Genomic DNA, 19,841 nt, shown 5'->3' with positions numbered 1-19,841 from the left:
TCACCCGGTTCCACGGCCAGCACGACGTCGCCGAACACAACGGCCAGCCAGGGAAACGTGTCGACACCCCGCGGGTGCGGCATCGGCAGCCGGGCCCGTACTGGCCGCGCGCTGTGCCTGGAGTTCCTCATCACATGCGGCACGGAGCGGCGAGGCGCACAGTGGAGTCAGGGGCACCCGATCTCCGGGAGGCCGACGATGCCCGGACGTGGCGCCAAGACGCCTGTATACGCCACTGATACCTTGTCTCTCCACGAGCCTGTCGTCCTCGAGCCCGGCATGTCCACGGAGGTCCTGTTCGGCCCTCCGACGCCTGGACCGCTTCTCGTCCGAGCCTCGAAGGACAGCACTCTGCCACAGCCGGAGGGCCCTGAGACGGACGACGGCGGAGGACCATCCCGGCCGGAGCCCGGCAGTGGGGGTGTCCTGCTATCCCGGGCTCCCGGAGGGTATGGGGTCGTCGACCGGCTTGCTCCTGCCTGGATGCCGGGAACCGAAGGCCATCTTTCCCGGAGCGCGCAGGATCTCGGCATTGTGGTCCACGACGGCCGCCGAAACGTCATGGCCACAGGCAACGGGGAGGTCAGCCACACCGTGACAGCCCCGAGCGGCGGTAGTACGCCCACTGGAGGAGCATCTCTCCCGTTCGGCCGCCGCTGGCGCGCACAGATCACCAACAACGGATCTTCGCGTGCCTCCGTCTGGTGGACGGTCCAGTTCCAGGGTCACCGGCCCATCCTGGAACGAGACATCGACCTCACCTTTCTCAACAGCAAGCTCGATACCCTCTTCAACAACGTCCTCTTCGACGGCGAGCCACCACTGACTCTCGAATTCGTCAACCTGGGCCCGAACGGCGAAGAGGGTCCTTTCTTCCTTGGTCGTGAAACGTATGTGCGACTGTCCCTCGCACCGGAGTGGGCCCGGGTCTACCCGGACCTGCACCACCTAAAGGCTTCACTAGGTGGTCTTTGGTTCACACAGCCCACGAAAACCGAGTCGATCACCGTCCAGGCCACGATCCATGACGGGGCCCCGGCCATTCGCCTCAGCATCCGGTTCCCCCGGAACAGGGGCAGGATCGACGTCTTGAACGTGCTCAGCTCCCTGGCGGGCGGCCTTGCCGTCGACATCGCTGCCGACATCGTCGGAGACGTGCTCGACGCCATCGGAGGCGGGCGCCCGGTCATCGACATCGAGACCTTCGACCTCGACCTCTTCCTGGTGCTCCGGCCACCCCGGGACCACTTCGGCAACATCCGCCCGAGGTTCGAAGTGGTGGCCCGTCCCTACGTCTGGACGTCACCGGACTGGGCTGGAACGGTCATCGATGCCGGTGTTCAGCTCGCCCTGGAGCGTTTCCTTCCCAGGGAAGCCGCCCCACAGCTAGCCAAGTACGCTGAGAACTTCCAGGGCTGGCTGCTGGGTGATCGTGGCCTGGAGGTCCGCGACAGCAGAGAGGCGATCAGCCTCACGTACGTCGGAAAGGCCAAGACGAACGACTACACCCGTGCCCCTGTCCCCTCCCAGCCCCTTACCCAGGGCAATCTCGCGAAGATCGACCACATCGTCGTCCTCATGATGGAAAACCGCTCATTCGACCACATGCTGGGCTACCTCAGCCTCCCCGTACGCCGGGGTGGATCGGGGCGCCACGACGTCGACGGCCTCACGGGATCCGAGAGCAACCCCAAGAACGCGCGCCGCGAGATGCAACGAACGTTCTCCCTCGCCACCCCGCGCGAGGGCGGCACCGTCGGCCCGCGATACGAGACACGGGGCACACGCTTCATGCTGGATCCCGGACACGGCTTCAAGAGTGTGGCCTTCCAGCGTGGCGACACACCGATTCCCGTGCGGCCCCTGCGCCCCTTCCCGCCGGGCCTCTCGCCCCCTCCCCTCGCAGTAGGCCACAACCAGGGCTTTGTCCTCGACTTCGCCCGAAAATTCGGAACCGAGGTGCCCCTCGCCGTCCAGGCACTCGTCTTCGGGGACGTGATGGGCTACCACCCGGCGTCCCACGTGCCGATCTACGACTACCTCGCCACCGAATTCGCGATCTGCGACCAATGGTTCGCCTCCCACCCCGGCCAGACCTGGCCCAACCGGTTCGTCTCCCTCACAGGGCGGCTGGCCACCGACCCTGAGACCGGCGACCCGCAGATCGAGAACCCGCATCTCGCGAGCTTCGATCCTTTGGAAACACCGACCATCTTCGACCACCTCACCGGCGCCGGGGTCGAGTGGCGATACTACGAACACGATTTCGCGATGCTGCGGACCTTCTCCACATACACGCTGGACAGCGAACATGTGCTGCCGATCGACGATCCCGACCGCGGCTTCTTCCACGCCGTCAGCACCGGCACACTGCCCCCGGTCACTTACATCGAGGCCAACCTCACCGACATCCCGCCCGGCAACGACGACCACCCACCAGCGGACATCGCCGAAGGCCAAGTACTCGTCAATCGCATCTACCAGGCACTCGCCGCCAGCAGCATCTGGAGCAAGACGCTTTTCATCATCACCTACGACGAACACGGCGGCTTTTTCGATCACGTCTGGCCGAAGAGCTACGACGAGACACACATCTACGACTCGGCCAACCCCACTGCCGGCGGCTTCGTCCCCCTCGCCCACCACCCGGACCACCCGGACCTCTGGATCGACCACTACGGAATGCGTGTCCCGGCCTTCGTCATCTCCCCATGGGTACCGAAGAGTCACGTTTCGCACACCGTCTTCGACCACACCGCAATCCTCAAGACGATCATGACACGGTTCCTCGACCAGCAGCCGCCTGACATGGGCGCCAGGGTTGCGCTCTCCCCGGACCTGGGCGGACTTCTCACCGAGAGTTCCCCACGATCGGTCGGCGTGGGACCTCTCTCGGGCGTCACATTGACCCCCGACCGGCGGTTCCGGCAGGCCGTCCGCGGGAGCGGGGCAGACGACGACTTCCGCACCTTCCTGGGCGGATTCGCCCGGAGAGTACGCGGACGGTGAGGGGAGCCCAGCACGATACGGATGCGGCGCTCCTGCGCGGGCCAGGAATCCCGGCGGGCGGTTCCGGCTACCAGACAATGCCACCGTGGCCGCGGTGCGGATATTCGCGAGCCACGAGCACTTGAATACGCGCGCAGGAGAGGGCGCCGACAGAATCTACGGCCGCCCGCCGGTGCGTGGAGACGGCGGATCAGTGAACTTCCCTCGGGGGTTCCGGCATGGTGCTGACTGCGATCACGAAGAAGGGGCACCGGTTCCCAACAGGGATCGGTCGGCCTTCAGGCCTATGCCACATCCACGATCCGGATCTCCAGTGCGGCCGCCCGGCGCGGCGGGGCCGGCGCGGGGTGGCCACTGGCGGCGGCCCGTGCCAGAGGCACCAGGACGGGCCGCCCGACCCCGGCCAGGAAGCCCTCCTCCTGGAGCCGCCGGAGCCGGAGGCGGACTAAGCGGCGCCAGTGCCGCCGGCCCTAGCGGCGCGGACGCCGAACCTCGACTGAAGAACGTGCTTCTCAACCCAAAGGTCGGGGCACAGGCTGGCCCAGCAGCGCCGTCATCTCCTACGAGGTGGTGCGCTCGCTCACAAGAGCGAAGTAGACGTACTGGTCAAGAGGCATCCCGGGAGGATACCCGGGCACGTTGCCCCGTACCGCAGTACGCCGACAAAAGGGGCGCGGGCAACAGCAATACTGGCCTTACCACCGGCACAGTGGTCGAGATGGTCGGGTTGGCAGACGCTGGCCGACCGCGCGGGAGTGGGCCTGCAGTGTGACACGTCGCGCCCCCAGCCACTGCCGCTCCTGGGTCTTCGCTGTGCCGTCTCATGCCATTGGTTCCTCGCTGTCAGGCTTGGCGGGTGTAGGACGTGAGGCGGTCGGCGAGCGCGATGACGAGGTCGCGTAGTTCATCGGGGCGCTCGATGACGAACGGCCGGTCGAGTGAGGCGAGTATCCGAGGTATCCAGTCGAGTTGCTGCGCCCGTAGCTCGACGCGCAGCCAGTGCTCGGCCGCCGGGTCCTGGCCGGCCGCGGGCTTGTGCTCCTCCAGGCTCACGACGCTGGCGGGGAGGTGCGCGCGGATCTGCTCAGCTGTCCCGTGGATCCGCAAGGTCACCTCATGCCGGTACTCGGCCGTGGCGAATCCTGACAACACGCGCTGTGCCGGACCGGGACCCGCGGGCGCTTCGAATGAGCCGGGCAGGGCTCTCGCGGCTGCGATGCGATCGAGCCGGAAGGTTCGGTCCTCGCCGACTTGGGCATCCTTGCCCGTCACGTACCACCGGCCCGCATGGGCGACGATCCCGTACGCGTGCAGTGTGCGTTCGCTGCGCCGTCCGTCGCGGTCGGTGTAGCGGATCGAGACCGGTCGGCGGTGGCGCACCGCATCGGCGATGGTGAGCAGGAGCCCGGCGTCCGGGTGGTCCAACTCGCCGGGCTGATCCGTGAAGGCGAGAGCTTCCAGGAGTGTGTCGAGCCGGCGGGCGATGTGCTTGGGCAGCACCCGCCGGATCTTCGCTGACGCCGTCTCGTTTGCCGTGCGCTGCGTCGTCGTCAGCTCTGCCCGGCGGCCGGCGACCAGGCCGAGCAGCACGGCCAGCGCCTCGTCGTCGCTGAGCATGAGCGGAGGCAAGCGGTAACCGGGAGCCAGCCGGTACCCGCCGTAGCGGCCGCGGACCGACTCCACGGGCACGTCCAGGTCGATCAGCTGGTCCACATACCGCCGCACAGTGCGCCCTTCGACGCCGAGACGGTCGGCGAGCTCGGCCACCGTCCGGGTGCCGCCCGACTGCAGCAGCTCCAGGAGTGTCAGCACGCGGCCGGTGGGTCGAGGCATGTTCGCAGCCTAACGCGAATACAGGACCGATTCTGTCCACTATTTCTCCTAGCCTGCGACGTGCACGCCTCCAGCACAGCCAAGGAGATTCCCATGGACTTCGTCTCGATCCGCATCATCACCAGCGACGTCGCACGCCTCGTCGAGTTCTACGAGCGAGCCACAGGAGCGCGGGCGACGTGGGCCACCGAGGACTTCGCCGAACTCAAGACCGCGGGCGCAACCCTCGCGATCGCCGGCACCCGCACCGTCCCGCTGTTCGCCCCGGGCTCCGCCCGCCCGGCGGACAACCACAGTGTGATCACCGAGTTCCTCGTCGACGACGTGGACCGCGTTCACCAGAACCTGACCGGTTTCGTCACCGACTTCGTCAACGAGCCGACCACGATGCCCTGGGGCAACCGGTCGCTGCTGTTCCGCGACCCCGACGGCAACCTCGTCAACTTCTTCACCCCCGTCACCCCGGAGGCCATCGAAAAGTTCGCACGCTGACGCCACGCACAGCCGCTCATGCGGGAGCCCCGAGATCCCAGGGCGCCCGGTGAACGCAGCCGCCGAGTCCAGGAGCGCCACCAGCAGGGGGCATCGGAACGCACCGCTGACCCCCGAAGGACGTCTGCGCTTGTGCCTGCGGGTCGATACCGGACGTCCGATCGCACACGTCGCTGCGGAAGCAGGAATCTCCCGCCGCTGTCACTTGGTCGGCTGCTCGTTACTGTAGTTGTCTGTGAGCGTTTCGCCGTGGCGGAGCCAGGGGCGGGCGAGGGTGATCAGGGCGAGTGCGGCGAGGGCGACGGCGATGAGCATGATGAGGGCCATGGGGGTTGAGCTGGTTTCGCCGAACAGGCCGACGAGGGGTGAGGCGAGGGCGCCGAAGAGGAATTGCAGGCCGCCGAGGAGGGCGGAGGCGGCTCCGGGGGCGGTGCGGCCGAGGGCCTGGCCGAGGGTGGTGGCGGCGGGGAAGATCAGTCCGACGCCGAGGAGGGTGACAAAGAGACTGGCCCAGGTGCCGGCGAGGGTTTCGCCGGCTGTGCCGAGGATGGCCAGCTGGCCGGTCACCCCGAGGCCGCATATGGCGACGCCCGTGGTCAGCATGGTGTTGAGGCTGATCTTCCGGGAGAGCCTGCTGAAGGCGAAGCCCGCGATCAGCATGCCGACGGCGTTGGTGGCGAAGATCAGGGAGTAGGCCGTGGGCGAGACGCCGTGCAGGTGCTCGAAGACGAAACTGGACCCGCTGATGTAGGCGAACAGCGCGGCCGAGGTGAGGCCGAGGACGAGTACGTACCCCATGAATGCGCGCTGGCGGCACATGCGCCCCATGGCGCGGAAGGTGTTCGCCAGCCCCTGTGACTGCCGGTTCTGCGGGGGCAGGGTCTCGGGGACCTTGGCCAGCACCGCCACGGTGAGCAGGGCGCCGGCCAGGGCGAGGGCAACGAAGATGCCGCGCCAGGCGGTCACGCTGAGGATGGCGCCGCCGAGGACCGGGGCGGCCACCGGGGCGATACCCAGGACCTGGGCGAGCAGGGCGAAGTAGCGGGGGACCTCGGGGCCGTCGAAGCGGTCGGTGAGGACGGCGCGGGCGAGGACCATGCCGGTGGCGGCCGCGACGCCCTGGAACAGGCGCAGGATCAGGAGCGTCTGCACGTTCGGCGCCAGGGCGCAGGCCAGGGACAGGGCCGCGAAGGCGGCGGTGCCGCCGATGAGGAGTCTGCGTCGGCCCAGTGCGTCGCTGAGGGGGCCGATGACCAGCTGGCCGGCGACCAGGCCGGCGAGGAAGGTGGTCATGGTCAGCTGGATCGCCGAGCTGTCGGCGTGCAGGGCGGCTCCCATGGCGGGGAAGCCGGGCACGTACATGTCGGTGGCCAGCGGAGCCACGGCGCTCAGGGCGCCGAGCACGGCGATCAGGACGGCGCTGCGCTTTGTGGGGGCGGCCGTGCGGGGGGTGCTGTTTGTCGTTCGGGGCGGGGATACCATGAGAAAAACCGTAACCAATACATAACCAGTTAAGCAATTGGAGGTCCGGTGCACGCGCACTCGGGCAGGGTCCGCGGCCAGTGGGCGGCGCACAACCCTGGGCTGGACACGTCCTCGATGGAGATCGTCACGCTCATCAAGCGGTGCACGTCGCTGCTGGACCGCGCGGTCGAGCCGCTCGTCGCGGGCGCCCCGCTGACGTTGCAGGAGCTGGATTTCCTGGTGCCGCTGCGGTACGAGGAGGAGCCGGTGATCGCACGCCGGCTCGCCGAGGACCTGGGGCTGACCCAGGCGGCGGTGAGCAAGGCGCTGGCGAAGCTGGAGCGGCGAGGACTGGTCGAGCGTACGCCCAATCCGGCCGACCGGCGTGCGTCGCTGGTGACCATCACCGAGGAGGGCAAGCGCCTGATGGACTCGCTCTTCCCCCGGCGCCTGACGGTGGAGGCCGAGATGTTCCATGCGCTGGGCGGCGCCCGCGCCGAGGTACTCCAGGCGCTGGAGCGTCTCGCCGAGGTGATGGGCGACCACGTCGAGAAGACGGCCGGCGACCGCCGACGCTGAAGGGCCGCCCGCGTGTCCACCACACGGCGCGGGGCTGCCCGCCGGCTGTACGCGCAGCCGGCAGGCAGCGATGTTCGGATGTTCAGCTGAAGAGCGCCTCAGTGTTGGTGCGCAGGGCTTTGGCCATGCCATCCTCACCGAGGGCGGTGGTGGCCGCTTCGAGGCGTCCGGCCCAGGCGAGGACTTCCGGCAGTGGGGTGAAGGGCCAGTCGCTGCCGTAGTGGAGATGGGCCGGGTCGGCGACGTTCAGCAGGGCCGGCAGCATCTCGGGCAGGGGCATGCCCGCCAGGTCGAAGTGGAGCGTGCGCAGGGCTTTGCGCATCGGCTGCTCGTGCTCCTTGCCGGCCGTGCGCGCGCCGATGACGTCGACGCGCGAGGCGACGGCGGGCAGGACGGCACCGGCGTGCGGGACGATCACGCGGAGGCCGGGGTGACGCTCCAGCACACCGGAGAGCACCATGTCGGTCACCGTCCGCGTGGTGTCGAAGAGGAACTCCAGCATCGGCCGCGGATACGGCAGGGCCGGGGCATGCCCGGTACAGGGGGCGGCGGGGCTGGTGGGGTGCAGGAACAGCACGGCGTTGCGGCGGCCGAGTTCGGCGTAGACCGGCTCCAGCTGCTCGTTGCCCAGGTAGAGGCCGTCGAAGTTGGTCTCGAAGACCACGCCGGCGGCGCCGAGCTCGTCGAAGGCGTACGCGATCTCCGTCAGGGCGCCGTCGATGTCGGGCAGCGGCGTCGAGGCGAAGAAGGCGAACCGGCCCGGGTGGGCGCGCGCGAGCCGGGCGCCCTCCTCGTTGACCTGCCGGGCCAGGGCGCGGGCCACGGCCGCGTCGCCGAAGTGGACTCCAGGGGATGAGATCGACAGGTACGCCTTGGCGATCTTGGCCTCGTCGAGCATTCGGAGGGCGGAGGTCTCGTCCCAGTCGGGGATGCCCCAGATGCCGTCGGGGCGGGAGTGCCCATTGTCGATCAGTGCCTGGCGGTAGAAGTCGGGCAGGAAGTGGTGATGGACGTCGATCTTCGTCATGTGGTCACGCACCCTCGCCCTCGAAGACGACCCGACCGTTGTGGATCACCTGGTGGACGCGGCCGATGGCGGTGATGTCCTGGGCCGGGTTGCCTGAGACGATCAGCAGGTCGGCGAGCTTGCCCGGCTCGACGGTACCGAGGCGCTCGGCGATGCCGAGCAGTTCGGCATTGGCCTTCGTCGCCATGGACAGGACTGCGGGGGCCGGGATGCCCTGGTCATGGACCATCATCACCAGCTCGTCGCGCAGCTTCCAGCCGTGCAGCCCCGGGGAGTGCGCGTCCGAGCCGACCCCGAGCCGTACGCCCGCCTCGTAGGCGCGGTGGATGAGGTGGTTGCCGTAGCGCAGGGTGCGGGCGTCCCCGTCGGCGGTCGCCTCGAACTGGTGGGCCACCATGGTGGGTACGAGGTAGGTGCCGCGGTCGGCCATGAGGGCGAACAGCGCCTCGGCGGCGGCCTCGTCCTGCGGCTCCTCCGCGCGCAGCACCAGGTGCTCGATGTCGTCGACACCCCGCTCGACCGCAGCCCTGGCGTCCTCGACGGTCTCGGTGTGGGCAGCGACCCGCAGCCCGCGGGCGTGGGCGGCGCCGACGATGGCCCCGGTGAGGTGCCAGGGCATCTTCAGTTCGGGGCGGGCCGGGCCGAAGATCGCGTTGTTCGAAATAATGATCTTGACGAGGTCGACGCCCGCAGCGGCGAGCTCGTCGACCATGCGCTCCGCTTCTTCGGTCGTCTTCGGCATGCGGGCGCCTTCCCGTACGGCTGCCGGCTCGCTGCCCCAGACGGTGGCGTTGGGGTGACCGCCCTCGACCTGGAAGCTCGGCCCGCTGGTCACGATGCGGGCGCCGGCCAGGGTGCCGTTCTCGATGCCGTCCCGCACGGCGATGCTGTCGTGGAGGAAGTCGCCCAAGCTGCGCTGGGTGGTGACCCCGTACCGCACGGCCCCCTCGCGGGCCGCGGCGTAGTCGTCGGTGGCGGCCCGGCCACCGAACGGGGGCGTGCTGCGGAACCCCAGCCCTCCGAAGTGCACGTGGGCGTCGATCAGCCCCGGAAGGACCGCCTTGCCCGCCAGGTCGACCACCGTCGCCTGGTCAGGGACCGGTACGCCGGTCCCGGCGGCGGCGATCCGGCTGCCGGAGACGACGACGGTGGCGCCGTCGATCACGGGTCCGCCGGTGCCGTCGATCAGCAGGGCGTTGGTGAGCGCGAGGCTCGGTTCGTGCTGGTTCATGCCCTCGAGTCTTCAGCTGGACAGGCCATAACGGAAATCAATGATCTATATGGGTCTATCAATCCAACTGATAGCGTTGGAGGTGTGACCCGTCCTGACCTCAACCTGCTCGTCGCCCTCCAGGCCCTGCTCGAAGAGCGGCACGTCAGCCGCGCGGCCGAGCGGATCGGAGTCAGCCAGCCGGCGGCCAGCGCGATGCTCGCGCGCCTGCGCCGACACTTCGGCGACGACCTGCTCGTACGTGAGGGCAACCGCTACCGGCTCACCCCGCTCGGGCAGCAGCTGCAGGAGCAGACCGGCGGCGTCCTGCAGCTCTCCGACCGGCTCTTCGCCACCAAGTCCCACTTCGACCCCGCCACCACCGAGCGGGAGTTCACCCTCCACGTCTCCGACTACGCCATGGCCGTCCTCGGCCCCCGGCTCCTGACCGTCTTCCAGGAGCGTGCACCGCACGCCCGGCTGCGGTTCCGCCAGTTCGGCATCCCCGAAGCCCTGCACGGCGAAGCCGGCGCCTCCGCGGTGGACGGGCTGATCGCGCCCCGGGACAGCGGCGTGAGCGGACTGCCGAGCCTGGCGCTCTTCGCCGACGAATGGGTCGTCATCGCCGACCAGCACCACCCCCTCACCCGCACCGCCCCCGGGGCGGACGACATCGGCGGACTGCGCTGGGTGCTGGGGCAGTTCGAGCCGCGAGACTCCCGCTTCATGCTGCACCGCCTCGCCGAAAGCGGCCTCCAGCTCAAGCCCGAAGCCGTCACCGACAGCTTCCTGGCCCTGCCCCTGTACGTAGCCGGCACCGACCGCGTCGCCGTCATCCAGCGACGCCTGACCAAGGCCGTACCCCTCCCCCCGACCCTGCGCGTGCTCCCCTGCCCCTTCGACGCCGGGCCGATCAACGAGGCCCTGTGGTGGCACCCCGTCCATACCCACGACACCGGTCACCGCTGGTTCCGCACCCTCGTCCAGGACACCGCCCGCCAACTCGGAGCGGAAGAGCCCCTCGTCGGCTAGGCGAACGGCTAGGCGGGTCGGGGCCGGTGTCAGCCCTTGGGCATGAAGGGGGCCGCGTAGCGGTCGCCGAAGGCGCCGTTCGGCAGGATCTCCTTCATCCGGGCGAGGTCGTGGCCGGTGAGCGTGACACCGGTGGCGCCGACGTTCTCCGCCAGGCGCTCGGGGCTGCGGGTGCCGGGGATGGGGACGATGTCGTCCCCCTGTGCGAGCAGCCAGGCAAGGGCGAGCTGGGCGGTGGTGATGCCCTTGGAAGCGGCCAGCTCGGTGAGGGCGGCGACGGCTTCGACGTTGGCGTCGAAGTTCTCGCCCTGCCAGCGCGGGTCGAGGCGGCGCCAGTCGTCCGCGGTGTACTGGTCGGCCGGCTTCATCGCTCCGGTGAGGAAGCCGCGCCCCAGCGGGGCGTAGGGCACGAACCCGATCCCGAGCTCGCGCACGACCGGCAGGACGGTGTCCTCGACGTGCCGCTCGAAGACGGAGTACTCCGTCTGCAGGACCGAGACCGGCTGCACGGCATGGGCGCGGCGGATGGTCTCGGGGCCGGCCTCGGACAAGCCGAAGTAGCGGACCTTGCCCGCCTCGATCAGCTCCTTGACCGTCCCGGCGACCTCTTCGATGGGCACGTCCGGGTCGACGCGGTGCTGGTAGAGGATGTCGAGGTAGTCGGTGCCGAGGTAGCGCAGGCTGTTGTCGGCGACCTTGCGGATGTTGTCGGGCCGGCTGTTGAGACCACCGGGGTTGGCGAGGTCGTAGCCGAATTTGGTGGCCAGCACCACCTCGTCGCGGAAGCCCTTGACGGCCTCGCCGAGCAGCCGCTCGTTCGAACCGGTGCCGCCGCCGTAGACCTCGGCGGTGTCGAACAGGGTCACCCCCAGGTCGAACGCGCGACGGATGGTGGCGAGGTTCTCGTCGCGGTTGCTGGGGCCGTAGAACATCGTCATCCCCATCGTGCCCAGCCCCAGAGCGGAGGTGGTCAGGCCCTGACGGCCGAGGACGCGCTTGTGCATGGTCATCTGTGGTGCCTTTCGGATGTCTTTGTCGATGGACGTGATGGCATCGGACGGTGGTCAGCGGAGGGGGTAGTGGACCTGGGTGAGCTGCTCGGAGACTGACCACAGGTGCCGGGCGGCGTCCGGGTCCTGGGCGGCCTTGTCGGGCTGGACGACGGTGGGGTGGCCCCGGTACTCGCCGAAGCCGTCCGGGCCGATGAACTGGCCGCCCTTCACCCCGGGAGCGGTGGCCGCGTAGAGCTGGTTCCAGGCGCCCTTCTCGACGGGCTGGGCCATCAGCGGATTGGCGATCTTGGAGAAGAAGAACCGCAGGAAGCCGGTCGGACCGCTGGACTGCAGGTTGGTGCTGGCGTAACCCGGATGGGCCAGGACGCTGGTCACCGTCGATCCGGCTGCGCGCAGCCGCCGGTCGAGTTCCAGGCCGAACAGGATGTTGGCGAGCTTGGACTGGGAGTAGTAGGCGCGCGGGGCGTAGTTGCGTTCGCCGTGCAGATCGTCGAAGAAGACGGTGCCGCCGCGGTGCTCGACGGAGCTGACCGTCACCACGCGGGCGTCGCGGCCCTGGGCGGCGGACTTCTCCAGCCGGCCCAGCAACAGGCCGGTGAGTGCGAAGTGGCCGAGGTGGTTGGTGGCGAACTGCAGCTCGTACCCCTGCCGCGTGAGCCGGTGCGGGGGCCACATGACGCCCGCGTTGTTCACCAGGACGTCCACCGGCAGGCCGTCGTCGAGGATCTTCTGTGCGAAGGCGGCCACCGAGTCCAGGTCGGACAGGTCCAGCAGGCGCAGCTCGACGCTCGCCCCCGGCTGCTCGGCCAGGAGCCGGTTCACAGCGGCGGTGCCGCGGGTACGGTCACGGGCGGTCATCACGACGTGGGCGCCGTGGCGGGCCAGCTCGCGAGCCGTCTGGAGACCCAGGCCGCTGTTGGCCCCGGTCACGACAGCCGTGCGGCCCTTCTGGTCGGGGATGCGGGCGCTGGTCCACTTGGCCATGGGATGAAGCTCCTCAGCAGTGCTCGACGGCTGCCTTCGAAGCGCCGTCTACGTGCGAAAACACCGGCCCGGGAGAAAGGTCTCCCGGCGGCTGTCCCCCAGCCTGCTGCAGGCACGAAGAGGTATCCACGGTGCGTTTATCGTCGGTCCGGCAGTACGTGGATAACCGGAGGCGGACATATCAAGCTGGTCATGTCAGCGCCTGCAAGCACGCCCCGCCCCGGACTGCTCGCGGCGCCCGCCGTACCGCCAGGGAGCACCGATCATGACCGACCGCAGAGAGCTGGGCCGCTTCCTGCGCGCCCGCCGCGAGGCCCTGCGCCCCGCCGATGTCGGCCTCATCCCCGGCGGACGGCGCCGCACCCCCGGCCTGCGCCGCGAGGAAGTGGCCATGCTGGCGAACATCTCCACCGACTACTACGAACGCCTCGAACAAGCACGCGGAGTCAACCCCTCCGAAGCCCTGATCGGCTCCCTCGCCCGCGCCCTGCGCCTGTCCACCGACGAACGCGACCACCTCTACGCCGTCGCCGGCTACCAGCCCCCACAACACCACTCCCCCGACGGCTACGCCGACCCCGGACTGATGCACATCGTCGACGCCCTCACCGACACCCCCGCGCAGATCGTCGACGAGCTCGGAACAGTGATCGTGCAGAACGCCGCGGCCGTCGCCCTGCTGGGACCGCTGGCCAACCGCCCGGGCCGGGAGGGCAACGGCGCCTGGCTCTGGTTCACCCACCCCCAAGGCCGCCGGCTCTACCCGCAGGAGGACCACGCATCACTCGGCCGCGTCATCGTCGCCGACCTGCGCGCGGCCGTCTTCCGCCACGGCCCCCACCCTGCAGGCGAGCAACTCGTCAACGACCTGCTCAAACACAGCGAGGAGTTCTCCGCCATCTGGGAACGGGGCGAGGTCGCCACCGTCCGCTCCGCCCGCAAGACCATCCTCCACCCGCACATCGGCCGCCTCGACCTGCAATGCGACGTCGTCCTCAGCCCCAGCACCGGCAACCGCCTCTTCCTCTACCGGCCCCAGCCCGGCACCGACGCCGCCGAACGCCTGGAATTCCTCCGCGTCCTCGGCCACCAGACCTTCACCACCTGACACCACCCGCCCCGCCCAGCCCGCCCCCCCCGGACGCCCGCCGACAGGGCGCGTGGGTGTGCCCAAGGCGGCGGTGCGGAATCCTTCACCCCATCGAGCGGGAGCGTCCGTCAGCCTCGGCGGCCACCACCCGACCCGCCCTTGATCACCCGAGCAGGAGGACCCCGTGTCACAACCGCTGCCACAGGAGCCCGGCCACCGGCACGAGAGCGCAGAAGGTGACGCGCACATCATGCGCGGCATCGCTCGCCGGATGACCCCGCCGCTCGGAGCAGCCTTCACCAGTCACCTGCTCTACACCCTGGGCCTGATGCGGATCGTCGGCGAAGTCGAGAAGGCCACCGCCGTCGACCGCGCCGGCACCGGAAAGATCCACCGCCGCGGACAAGCCCGCGCCGACGACAGCGGGCGGGCTGAAGCGTGCCCGCGCACCCACGCGCTACGCCGCAGATCACCACTGGGGCACGGACATTCGGTCACCGGTCGCAGTGCGCGGCCGGCCGCTGCGCCGGCATTGATCGCGTGGACCAGGTCGCCCCGCGTGCACAGCGCTGCCCCTGCTGATTCCCAAGATTGGTTGTCAACCTTGGGAATCAGTAGTGCCATGACCGCATAGGTTTGCCGGGGTGGCGCTGATTGGGCTTGTGTCGGTTGGATGTGACGGCATGTCCGATCGGCGCAGGGGGGGCGGTATGGCGCAACCGGTCAGGGTCCGTACCTTGACCGAGCAGGAGGGGCAGAAGCAGCAGCGGATCGTGCGCCGGGGCAGCACCAGCACGGTACGTTTCCGGCGCGCGATGATGCTGCCGGCCTCGGCGGGCGGGAACAGCGTCCCGGTGATCGCCCGGCTGGTGCAGGCCGACGAGGACACCGTGTGCGATGTGATCCACAGGTTCAACGAGATCGGCCTGGTTCACCCGCTGGTCGATCCGGAAACTCGCCGATCACCTGCGCCGCAATGTCGCGCGTCCCATCTGGAACGTTCCGGGTACCCGGCCCTGCGCACCATGACTACCTTGCTGAGCGATCGGCTCACTTGATCACCGCAAGGAGGAGGCGTGGCAGGGACATTTGGGCCCGGCAAAGCAGGCGGCCGCGAACTCCTGGAGCCTCTCCGCCCGTACCGGCACCATCAACACCAACGCGCCGATCGAGACGTACCTGCCCGTCGGCAATGCGATCTGCGGCCCTACCTCCGGCATGGCCGCGTGCGCCTTCCAGCCACACCGGGGAAAAGCGAAATCCCCCGTGCAGGAATGATTCCCACACAGGAGTGATCACATGTTAAGAGCGATACGCGCCCTCGGCCTCGCCGTCCTCGCGGCGGCCATGTCCATCAGCGCGGTTCCGTCCGCGAGTGCGGATTCCCGTACGGACACGCGCACGCCCGTCGGTGGCGGTACCGGGATCGTCTTCCGGATGAGCCCGGGCCCGGAGGCGCCCACGAGCCTGTACATCTGCACTCTCACCGCGGTCGGCCGCGACAACGCCGGCAATCTGGTGGCGCTGACCAACGCCCACTGCTTCATCGATGACAAGGGCAACAAGCTCGTCGGGGAAAAGGTCTACCGGGACGCCTCGCCTGCGGGCACGGCGCAGGCCCCGGCGCCGATTCCCAACACCCGCCCCGACCTGGAGACCGGTCCCATCGGCACGGTGACGTACGTCAGTACGCCCAACAACCTCCTCAACAACGGTCCCAAGGGCCTGGACTACGCGGTGATCCTGCTGGACGAGAGCAGGGTCGCCCCCACCAGCACCGTCGGCGGCGTGACCATCTCGTCGATCGGCGCCCCGCCCGCCAACGGGGTCCGCATGTGCAAGGAAGGCCACCGCACCGGGCTCACCTGCGGTATCAAGCTGGGCACCCACAACATGTGGTTCACCCACCTCATCTGGACCAACGGCGGCGACTCCGGCTCCCCGGTCGTCGTCGGGCAGACGCTGGTCGGCAACGCTTGGGGCGCCCAGCACAGCTCCCCCATCCTGAGCATCATCGACGAGATGAACGCCAACGGCGGAGTCGGCGCCGGCTTCCACCTCGCGTCCTGACTGGCTGACCGCCCCGCCGCCCCACGCCAGCCCCAGGCGGCGGAGCGAACCCCGGATCAAAGTGGAAGGTGAGCCTCGGCCGATGGGCTCAGTGGAGGCAAAGGCAGAACGGATGGCCGGCCGGGTCCGCGTAGATCCGCCAGTTGGCCTCCGGGCGGAGCTGGTCCGTCCGCTCCAGCACGGTCGCGCCGAGGGCGAGCGCCCGCTTCTCCTCTCCATCGAGGTCGTCCACGTCGAAGTCCAGGTGGAGCTGCTGCGGGCGCTCCTGACCGGGCCATTCGGGCGGTCGGTAGCCGTCCACCCGCTGGCAGGCCAGCGGCGTCCCCTCGAACCCGTGCACCTCGACCCAGTCGGGCTCCTCAGGGTCCACGACCACCCGGCCGCCGAGCAGCTCTGCGTAGAACTCGGCGAGCCGTACCGGCTCAGCACAGTCCAGCGCGACTGCCTGCAGCTTTCGAATCACTTCCGACACCTCTCGCTCTTCGGCCGCTTCCGCAGCCCCCGGTACGGGAGGGGTCGTACCCGCCACCACGCCGGGCATGCGCGGCGGAACACGGGACCGCCGCCGGTTTCGGCCCTCAGCACCCTTGCCCCGGCGGGCCCGCTCGTACGGGGGCGCAGTGCGGTTGCAGGTCAGCGGGCGCAGCACGGCCTGGTCTTCGGTGTCGCGCGGGTACAGGGCACGCAGGTCGGCGGTCATCATCCGGCCCCGCCCGACGGGGCGGGTGTAGTCGTCGACGACCGCCTGCACGATCTGCTTGTCCAAGCCCGGCTCGTGGGGTCGGCCGCGCAGGACGTAGGCGAAGTGACGGCGGGCTTCGGCGAGCAGGCCCGGCGCTTGAACGCGCCGCGCATCACGTACACCACGGCCGGCCACCGTGTCCACGGCCGCCAGGACGACGTCGACCACCGGCCGCACCCGGGCCCACACCGCCGTGGCCGCCGCCCGCGCCCGCACTGCGAGCCCGGGAGATGACGTCGACGCCGAACGCCCGGACCGCTGACGCCCTCCACCCGTCGCGCAGCTCGGTCAGCGACCCGGCCGCCGTGGGCTTCGGGCGGCGCGTCCGGTCGGCGGCCTGCGCGTCCAGCGCGTAGTCGGCCGCCCGCTCCCCCGGCGGGTGCCCCTGCCGTTCTTCGCAGTCGGCCACCAGGAGGGACTTCGCGTCGGGGATCTGCCGACGGTGGGTGGACTGCCAGCCGATGAGCCGCTGATCTATCCCCGCGACTTCCTTGACCGGCCTTCTGCCGGGCGTCACCTCGCGCGGCTCCCACGCCCACCCCAGCCGGGCGGACACCTCCTCCATGAAGTGGACGGTGCAGAGGGTACCGGCCGCGACGATGTGCTCCAGCATCGAACCCGCCGACAGGTTCTGCAGGCCCTCGCTCGGAATGTTCTGTTCCGCGAGAGTGGCCTGCATGTTCGCGGTGTGTCTCATCCAGGGGACACGGCAACTTGTCTCACGGCCCTGTCCCTTGGGCGGCGTCCGGCTCGACGCGGTTCAGTACGACTCCAGTGCGTGCGAGGCACCGGGAGATGGTCCCGTCCGCCGTCGCGTGAACCCACCTCCGGCTGCCGGCCCTATGGCGTCTGCGGGGGCCGGGGCCGGGGCCAGGGCCGACTTGATCATCGGGATGGTGGGGGGAAAGGATCGACAAGCCGTGTCGGCCCGAGCGGCCGACGACGCACAAGAAGGACAAGGTGGAGCGGGATGAGCGAGCACGGCCAGCGGCGGCGTCACCGTACGGTGGACCGGGTCGCGTGGATCCTGGAAGCCGCCGCGCGGGCGCCGGGCGGGGTGACCGTGGCCGAGTTGGCGCGGACGCTCGGGGCGCCGGCGAGTTCGGTGCAGGATCTGGTCAACGGCCTTGTCACGACCGGGTTTCTGCTGGAACAGCACCGGCGCTTCAGGCTCGGGCCCGCCCCGCACGTCCTCAACCTCATCGCCGGCCGAGTCGTTCCGCGGATCAGTCAGGCCGAGCTCGATGAACTGAGCCGCGTCGCGGGTACCCCGGTGCTGCTCACGGTGCGGGTCGGGCTCGATGCCGTGTATGTTGCGCGCGGCGGCGAGGACCACATCCCCCGCCTCGTACCGCTCGCTGACCAGCACGTCGCCCGGCCGCTGCTGCGCACCGCCGCGGGCCGTCTGCTGCTGGCCTTCACCGACGAGGCGGAGCGCCGAGGACTGCTCGACGAGCTCGCCCACCACGACCCCGAGGGGGTCGCCGAGTTCCGCCGCGCGCTTCCGGCGATCCGCGCATCGCGGATCAGCCGCAGCGAGGGGCTCGCCGCCCCCGAGGTCAGTGCGCTGGCGATCCCCGTCACCGACGGCGGCGTCGTCACGGGAGCCCTCGCCCTCATGCACCGGCGTCACGGCCGCTCGGAGCGGCTGCGTCTGGACCGGGCGGCGGCCCGGCTGCTCACGCACATCCAGGAGAGGCGGACGTGACATCCGCATCGATTCACGGATATCCGTGAAACCGGGCGCCCGTGCAGCGCCGGGAACGAGCATCCCGGCATGACCTCGCACACGCTGACCACGACCGGGACCATCTCGCCGACCTCTGCCGGCGAGATCGTCTCCGGGCTCCTCCACACCCTCGGCGACCCCGATCCGGCCCGGGGAGCCGAGGACATCACCGTCGTCGGGACCGATCCCCTGGTGCCCTCGGTGCACCGCCTCGCCGATGCCATGTCCGCCGCGATCGGTGTCTTCGGGCGCCAGACGGCGGCGCTCGGTGCACAGCGCGGCCACCCGCACCAGAAGGTGGAGGTGCAGGCCGGGGCCGCGATCGACCAGCTCATGGCGACGTATCACACCACGCTCTCGGGGCGCCCGCTCGGCGCTCTCCTCGACGATCCGACGCTGCTCGGCAACAACGACTTCTACCGGGCCCGCGACGGCCGGTGGATCTTCATCATCACCACCTATCCGCATCTGCGGGACGCGGTCTGCTCTGTGCTGCGGTGCGGGCTCGACAAGGTGGGGATCGCGCGGGCCGCTGCCGACTGGGACGCCTTCACGCTGGAGGAGGCCATCTGCGCGCGGGGCGGCGTCGCCTGTGCCGTGCGCACCCGCGACGAGTGGCTCGCGCACCCCGCCGGGCGGTACGTGGCCCGGCGCCCGGTCGTCGAGATCGAACGCGTCGGTGACGGACCCCTCCGCCCGCTGGAGCCGATCGGTGCGGCCGACGAGGCGCTCGCGGGAGTACGGGTACTCGATCTCACCCATGTCATCGCGGGCCCCGTCGCGACGCGGCTCCTCGCCCAGTTCGGCGCCGACGTGCTGCACCTGACGCGTCCCGACCGCCCCGACCCGATCCCGATGATCGCCATGACCGGCGGTGGCAAGCGCAACGCCTACTGCGACCTGCGCGACGCTCACGACCGTGCGGCCTTCCACGACGCGCTCCAGGACGCGGACGTCTTCGCACACGCCTACCGGGGACTTGCCCGGCACGGGGCACAGGCCGAGGAACTCGTCCGGCGCCGCCCCGGACTCATCACCCTCGAATACCACGCCTGGGGTGCCGACGGCCCCTGGGGCGAACGTGGCGGTTTCGACCAACTCGCCTGCTCGGCAACGGGATTCGCCGTCGAGGAGTGGACCGACCGGCCGTCGCTGCCGCCGACGTACCTGCTCAACGACTACCTCGCCGCCTACCTCGGGGCCGCCGCCGTGGCAACGGTTCTGCGCCGACGTGCGACGGAGGGCGGCTCATGGCGGATCCGCGTGACCTTGGCCGGGGTGTGTCACTGGGTGCAGGAACTCGGGCTCCTCGCACGGGAGGACGTGCGCGACCTGCCCCGCCCCGGGCGCGCGCCCCTCGCCGAACTGTCGACCACCGACACAGACTACGGCCCGCTCACCGAACCGGCGACACCGTTCGCGTACAGCGGACGCCCGGTCCCCCAGCCCGGCCGGCGATCCCCGCTCGGGTCCGCCGAGCTCCAGTGGCGCTGAGCGCTCCGGGGGAAAGCCAGTGCGTCAACGGCGGGCCCGTCGCGGCTGGTCGCTCCCCCAAGCTCTCAACTCC

Annotated in this window: 17 protein-coding genes and 2 pseudogenes; 9 read left to right on the top strand and 10 right to left on the bottom strand. The window is 69.9% G+C overall.

Annotation, left to right across the window (positions count from 1 at the left end; translation table 11 throughout):
• Positions 1-483: 483 nt before the first annotated feature.
• Positions 484-3,009: an alkaline phosphatase family protein gene (locus tag V7793_RS07305; RefSeq protein ID WP_335582090.1), complete on the top strand. Its 2,526-nt coding sequence runs from the start codon at positions 484-486 to the stop codon at positions 3,007-3,009.
• Between the two features lie 843 nt (positions 3,010-3,852).
• Here the strand turns inward: V7793_RS07305 and V7793_RS07300 are convergent.
• Positions 3,853-4,842, bottom strand: a complete 990-nt coding sequence (locus V7793_RS07300; protein ID WP_335582089.1) for a helix-turn-helix transcriptional regulator — start codon at positions 4,840-4,842, stop codon at positions 3,853-3,855.
• Positions 4,843-4,935: 93 nt separating this feature from the next.
• Between V7793_RS07300 and V7793_RS07295 the strand changes: the two genes are divergently transcribed.
• Positions 4,936-5,334: a VOC family protein gene (locus V7793_RS07295; RefSeq protein WP_335582088.1), complete on the top strand. Its 399-nt coding sequence runs from the start codon at positions 4,936-4,938 to the stop codon at positions 5,332-5,334.
• Positions 5,335-5,535: 201 nt separating this feature from the next.
• Here the strand turns inward: V7793_RS07295 and V7793_RS07285 are convergent, their stop codons facing one another.
• The gene (locus V7793_RS07285; protein ID WP_335582087.1) at positions 5,536-6,816 is read right to left on the bottom strand and encodes a multidrug effflux MFS transporter; all 1,281 of its coding nucleotides are present in this window, start codon (positions 6,814-6,816) and stop codon (positions 5,536-5,538) included.
• Positions 6,817-6,864: 48 nt separating this feature from the next.
• Here V7793_RS07285 and V7793_RS07280 point away from each other — a divergent pair, with 48 nt between their 5' ends.
• The gene (locus V7793_RS07280) at positions 6,865-7,377 is read left to right on the top strand and encodes a MarR family winged helix-turn-helix transcriptional regulator (protein WP_335582086.1); all 513 of its coding nucleotides are present in this window, start codon (positions 6,865-6,867) and stop codon (positions 7,375-7,377) included.
• Positions 7,378-7,459: 82 nt separating this feature from the next.
• On the opposite strand, the gene V7793_RS07275 is transcribed toward V7793_RS07280, so the two are convergent.
• Both V7793_RS07275 and V7793_RS07270 read right to left on the bottom strand, forming a co-directional pair.
• Positions 7,460-8,404, bottom strand: coding sequence for an amidohydrolase family protein (locus V7793_RS07275; protein WP_335582085.1), 945 nt, complete (start codon positions 8,402-8,404; stop codon positions 7,460-7,462).
• Between the two features lie 4 nt (positions 8,405-8,408).
• Entirely contained in the window at positions 8,409-9,635 is a 1,227-nt protein-coding gene (locus V7793_RS07270) for an amidohydrolase family protein (protein ID WP_335582084.1), read from the bottom strand.
• Between the two features lie 84 nt (positions 9,636-9,719).
• Between V7793_RS07270 and V7793_RS07265 the strand changes: the two genes are divergently transcribed.
• Positions 9,720-10,646, top strand: coding sequence for a LysR family transcriptional regulator (locus V7793_RS07265; protein ID WP_335582083.1), 927 nt, complete (start codon positions 9,720-9,722; stop codon positions 10,644-10,646).
• A gap of 29 nt (positions 10,647-10,675) precedes the next feature.
• On the opposite strand, the gene V7793_RS07260 is transcribed toward V7793_RS07265, so the two are convergent.
• Positions 10,676-11,650, bottom strand: a complete 975-nt coding sequence (locus tag V7793_RS07260; protein ID WP_335582111.1) for an aldo/keto reductase — start codon at positions 11,648-11,650, stop codon at positions 10,676-10,678.
• 60 nt (positions 11,651-11,710) lie between these two features.
• The gene (locus V7793_RS07255) at positions 11,711-12,643 is read right to left on the bottom strand and encodes an oxidoreductase (protein WP_335582082.1); all 933 of its coding nucleotides are present in this window, start codon (positions 12,641-12,643) and stop codon (positions 11,711-11,713) included.
• 265 nt (positions 12,644-12,908) lie between these two features.
• On the opposite strand from V7793_RS07255, the gene V7793_RS07250 reads away from it, so the two are divergent.
• Positions 12,909-13,751, top strand: a complete 843-nt coding sequence (locus tag V7793_RS07250) for a helix-turn-helix transcriptional regulator (protein WP_335582081.1) — start codon at positions 12,909-12,911, stop codon at positions 13,749-13,751.
• A 169-nt stretch (positions 13,752-13,920) separates the two neighbouring features.
• Here the strand turns inward: V7793_RS07250 and V7793_RS07245 are convergent, their stop codons facing one another.
• Positions 13,921-14,187, bottom strand: coding sequence for a hypothetical protein (locus V7793_RS07245; RefSeq protein ID WP_335582113.1), 267 nt, complete (start codon positions 14,185-14,187; stop codon positions 13,921-13,923).
• A gap of 26 nt (positions 14,188-14,213) precedes the next feature.
• Positions 14,214-14,357: pseudogene (locus V7793_RS07240) on the bottom strand (hypothetical protein); the annotation flags it as partial.
• Between the two features lie 86 nt (positions 14,358-14,443).
• Between V7793_RS07240 and V7793_RS07235 the strand changes: the two are divergent.
• Positions 14,444-14,726, top strand: a pseudogene (locus tag V7793_RS07235) (helix-turn-helix domain-containing protein); the annotation flags it as partial.
• A gap of 306 nt (positions 14,727-15,032) precedes the next feature.
• Positions 15,033-15,803: a peptidase S1 gene (locus tag V7793_RS07230; RefSeq protein WP_335582080.1), complete on the top strand. Its 771-nt coding sequence runs from the start codon at positions 15,033-15,035 to the stop codon at positions 15,801-15,803.
• An 88-nt stretch (positions 15,804-15,891) separates the two neighbouring features.
• On the opposite strand, the gene V7793_RS07225 is transcribed toward V7793_RS07230, so the two are convergent.
• Entirely contained in the window at positions 15,892-16,266 is a 375-nt protein-coding gene (locus V7793_RS07225; protein ID WP_335582110.1) for a VOC family protein, read from the bottom strand.
• A gap of 391 nt (positions 16,267-16,657) precedes the next feature.
• Entirely contained in the window at positions 16,658-17,224 is a 567-nt protein-coding gene (locus tag V7793_RS07220) for a relaxase domain-containing protein (protein WP_443057861.1), read from the bottom strand.
• A gap of 291 nt (positions 17,225-17,515) precedes the next feature.
• On the opposite strand from V7793_RS07220, the gene V7793_RS07215 reads away from it, so the two are divergent.
• A complete protein-coding gene (locus tag V7793_RS07215) occupies positions 17,516-18,253 on the top strand; it encodes an IclR family transcriptional regulator (protein ID WP_335582079.1) in 738 nt (245 codons plus the stop codon).
• Between the two features lie 69 nt (positions 18,254-18,322).
• Entirely contained in the window at positions 18,323-19,768 is a 1,446-nt protein-coding gene (locus V7793_RS07210) for a CoA transferase (protein WP_335582078.1), read from the top strand.
• Positions 19,769-19,841 lie beyond the last annotated feature (73 nt).

Origin of the sequence: Streptomyces sp. KLMMK, assembly GCF_036961605.1 — a bacterium.
GTDB classification, from domain to species: domain Bacteria; phylum Actinomycetota; class Actinomycetes; order Streptomycetales; family Streptomycetaceae; genus Streptomyces; species Streptomyces telluris.
The sequence above is the reverse complement of the archived record's forward strand: the minus strand, read 5'-3'. Positions and strand labels throughout refer to the sequence as shown.

What these genes read in the sequence shown, in the direction of transcription:
- V7793_RS07305 (WP_335582090.1), top strand. Translation starts at nt 484, where the DNA reads ATGCCGGGAACCGAAGGCCATCTTTCCCGGAGCGCGCAGGATCTCGGC.
- V7793_RS07300 (WP_335582089.1), bottom strand. Translation starts at nt 4,842, where the DNA reads ATGCCTCGACCCACCGGCCGCGTGCTGACACTCCTGGAGCTGCTGCAG.
- V7793_RS07295 (WP_335582088.1), top strand. Translation starts at nt 4,936, where the DNA reads ATGGACTTCGTCTCGATCCGCATCATCACCAGCGACGTCGCACGCCTC.
- V7793_RS07285 (WP_335582087.1), bottom strand. Translation starts at nt 6,816, where the DNA reads ATGGTATCCCCGCCCCGAACGACAAACAGCACCCCCCGCACGGCCGCC.
- V7793_RS07275 (WP_335582085.1), bottom strand. Translation starts at nt 8,404, where the DNA reads ATGACGAAGATCGACGTCCATCACCACTTCCTGCCCGACTTCTACCGC.
- V7793_RS07270 (WP_335582084.1), bottom strand. Translation starts at nt 9,635, where the DNA reads ATGAACCAGCACGAACCGAGCCTCGCGCTCACCAACGCCCTGCTGATC.
- V7793_RS07260 (WP_335582111.1), bottom strand. Translation starts at nt 11,650, where the DNA reads ATGCACAAGCGCGTCCTCGGCCGTCAGGGCCTGACCACCTCCGCTCTG.
- V7793_RS07255 (WP_335582082.1), bottom strand. Translation starts at nt 12,643, where the DNA reads ATGGCCAAGTGGACCAGCGCCCGCATCCCCGACCAGAAGGGCCGCACG.
- V7793_RS07250 (WP_335582081.1), top strand. Translation starts at nt 12,909, where the DNA reads ATGACCGACCGCAGAGAGCTGGGCCGCTTCCTGCGCGCCCGCCGCGAG.
- V7793_RS07230 (WP_335582080.1), top strand. Translation starts at nt 15,033, where the DNA reads ATGTTAAGAGCGATACGCGCCCTCGGCCTCGCCGTCCTCGCGGCGGCC.
- V7793_RS07220 (WP_443057861.1), bottom strand. Translation starts at nt 17,224, where the DNA reads ATGCAGGCCACTCTCGCGGAACAGAACATTCCGAGCGAGGGCCTGCAG.
- V7793_RS07215 (WP_335582079.1), top strand. Translation starts at nt 17,516, where the DNA reads ATGAGCGAGCACGGCCAGCGGCGGCGTCACCGTACGGTGGACCGGGTC.
- V7793_RS07210 (WP_335582078.1), top strand. Translation starts at nt 18,323, where the DNA reads ATGACCTCGCACACGCTGACCACGACCGGGACCATCTCGCCGACCTCT.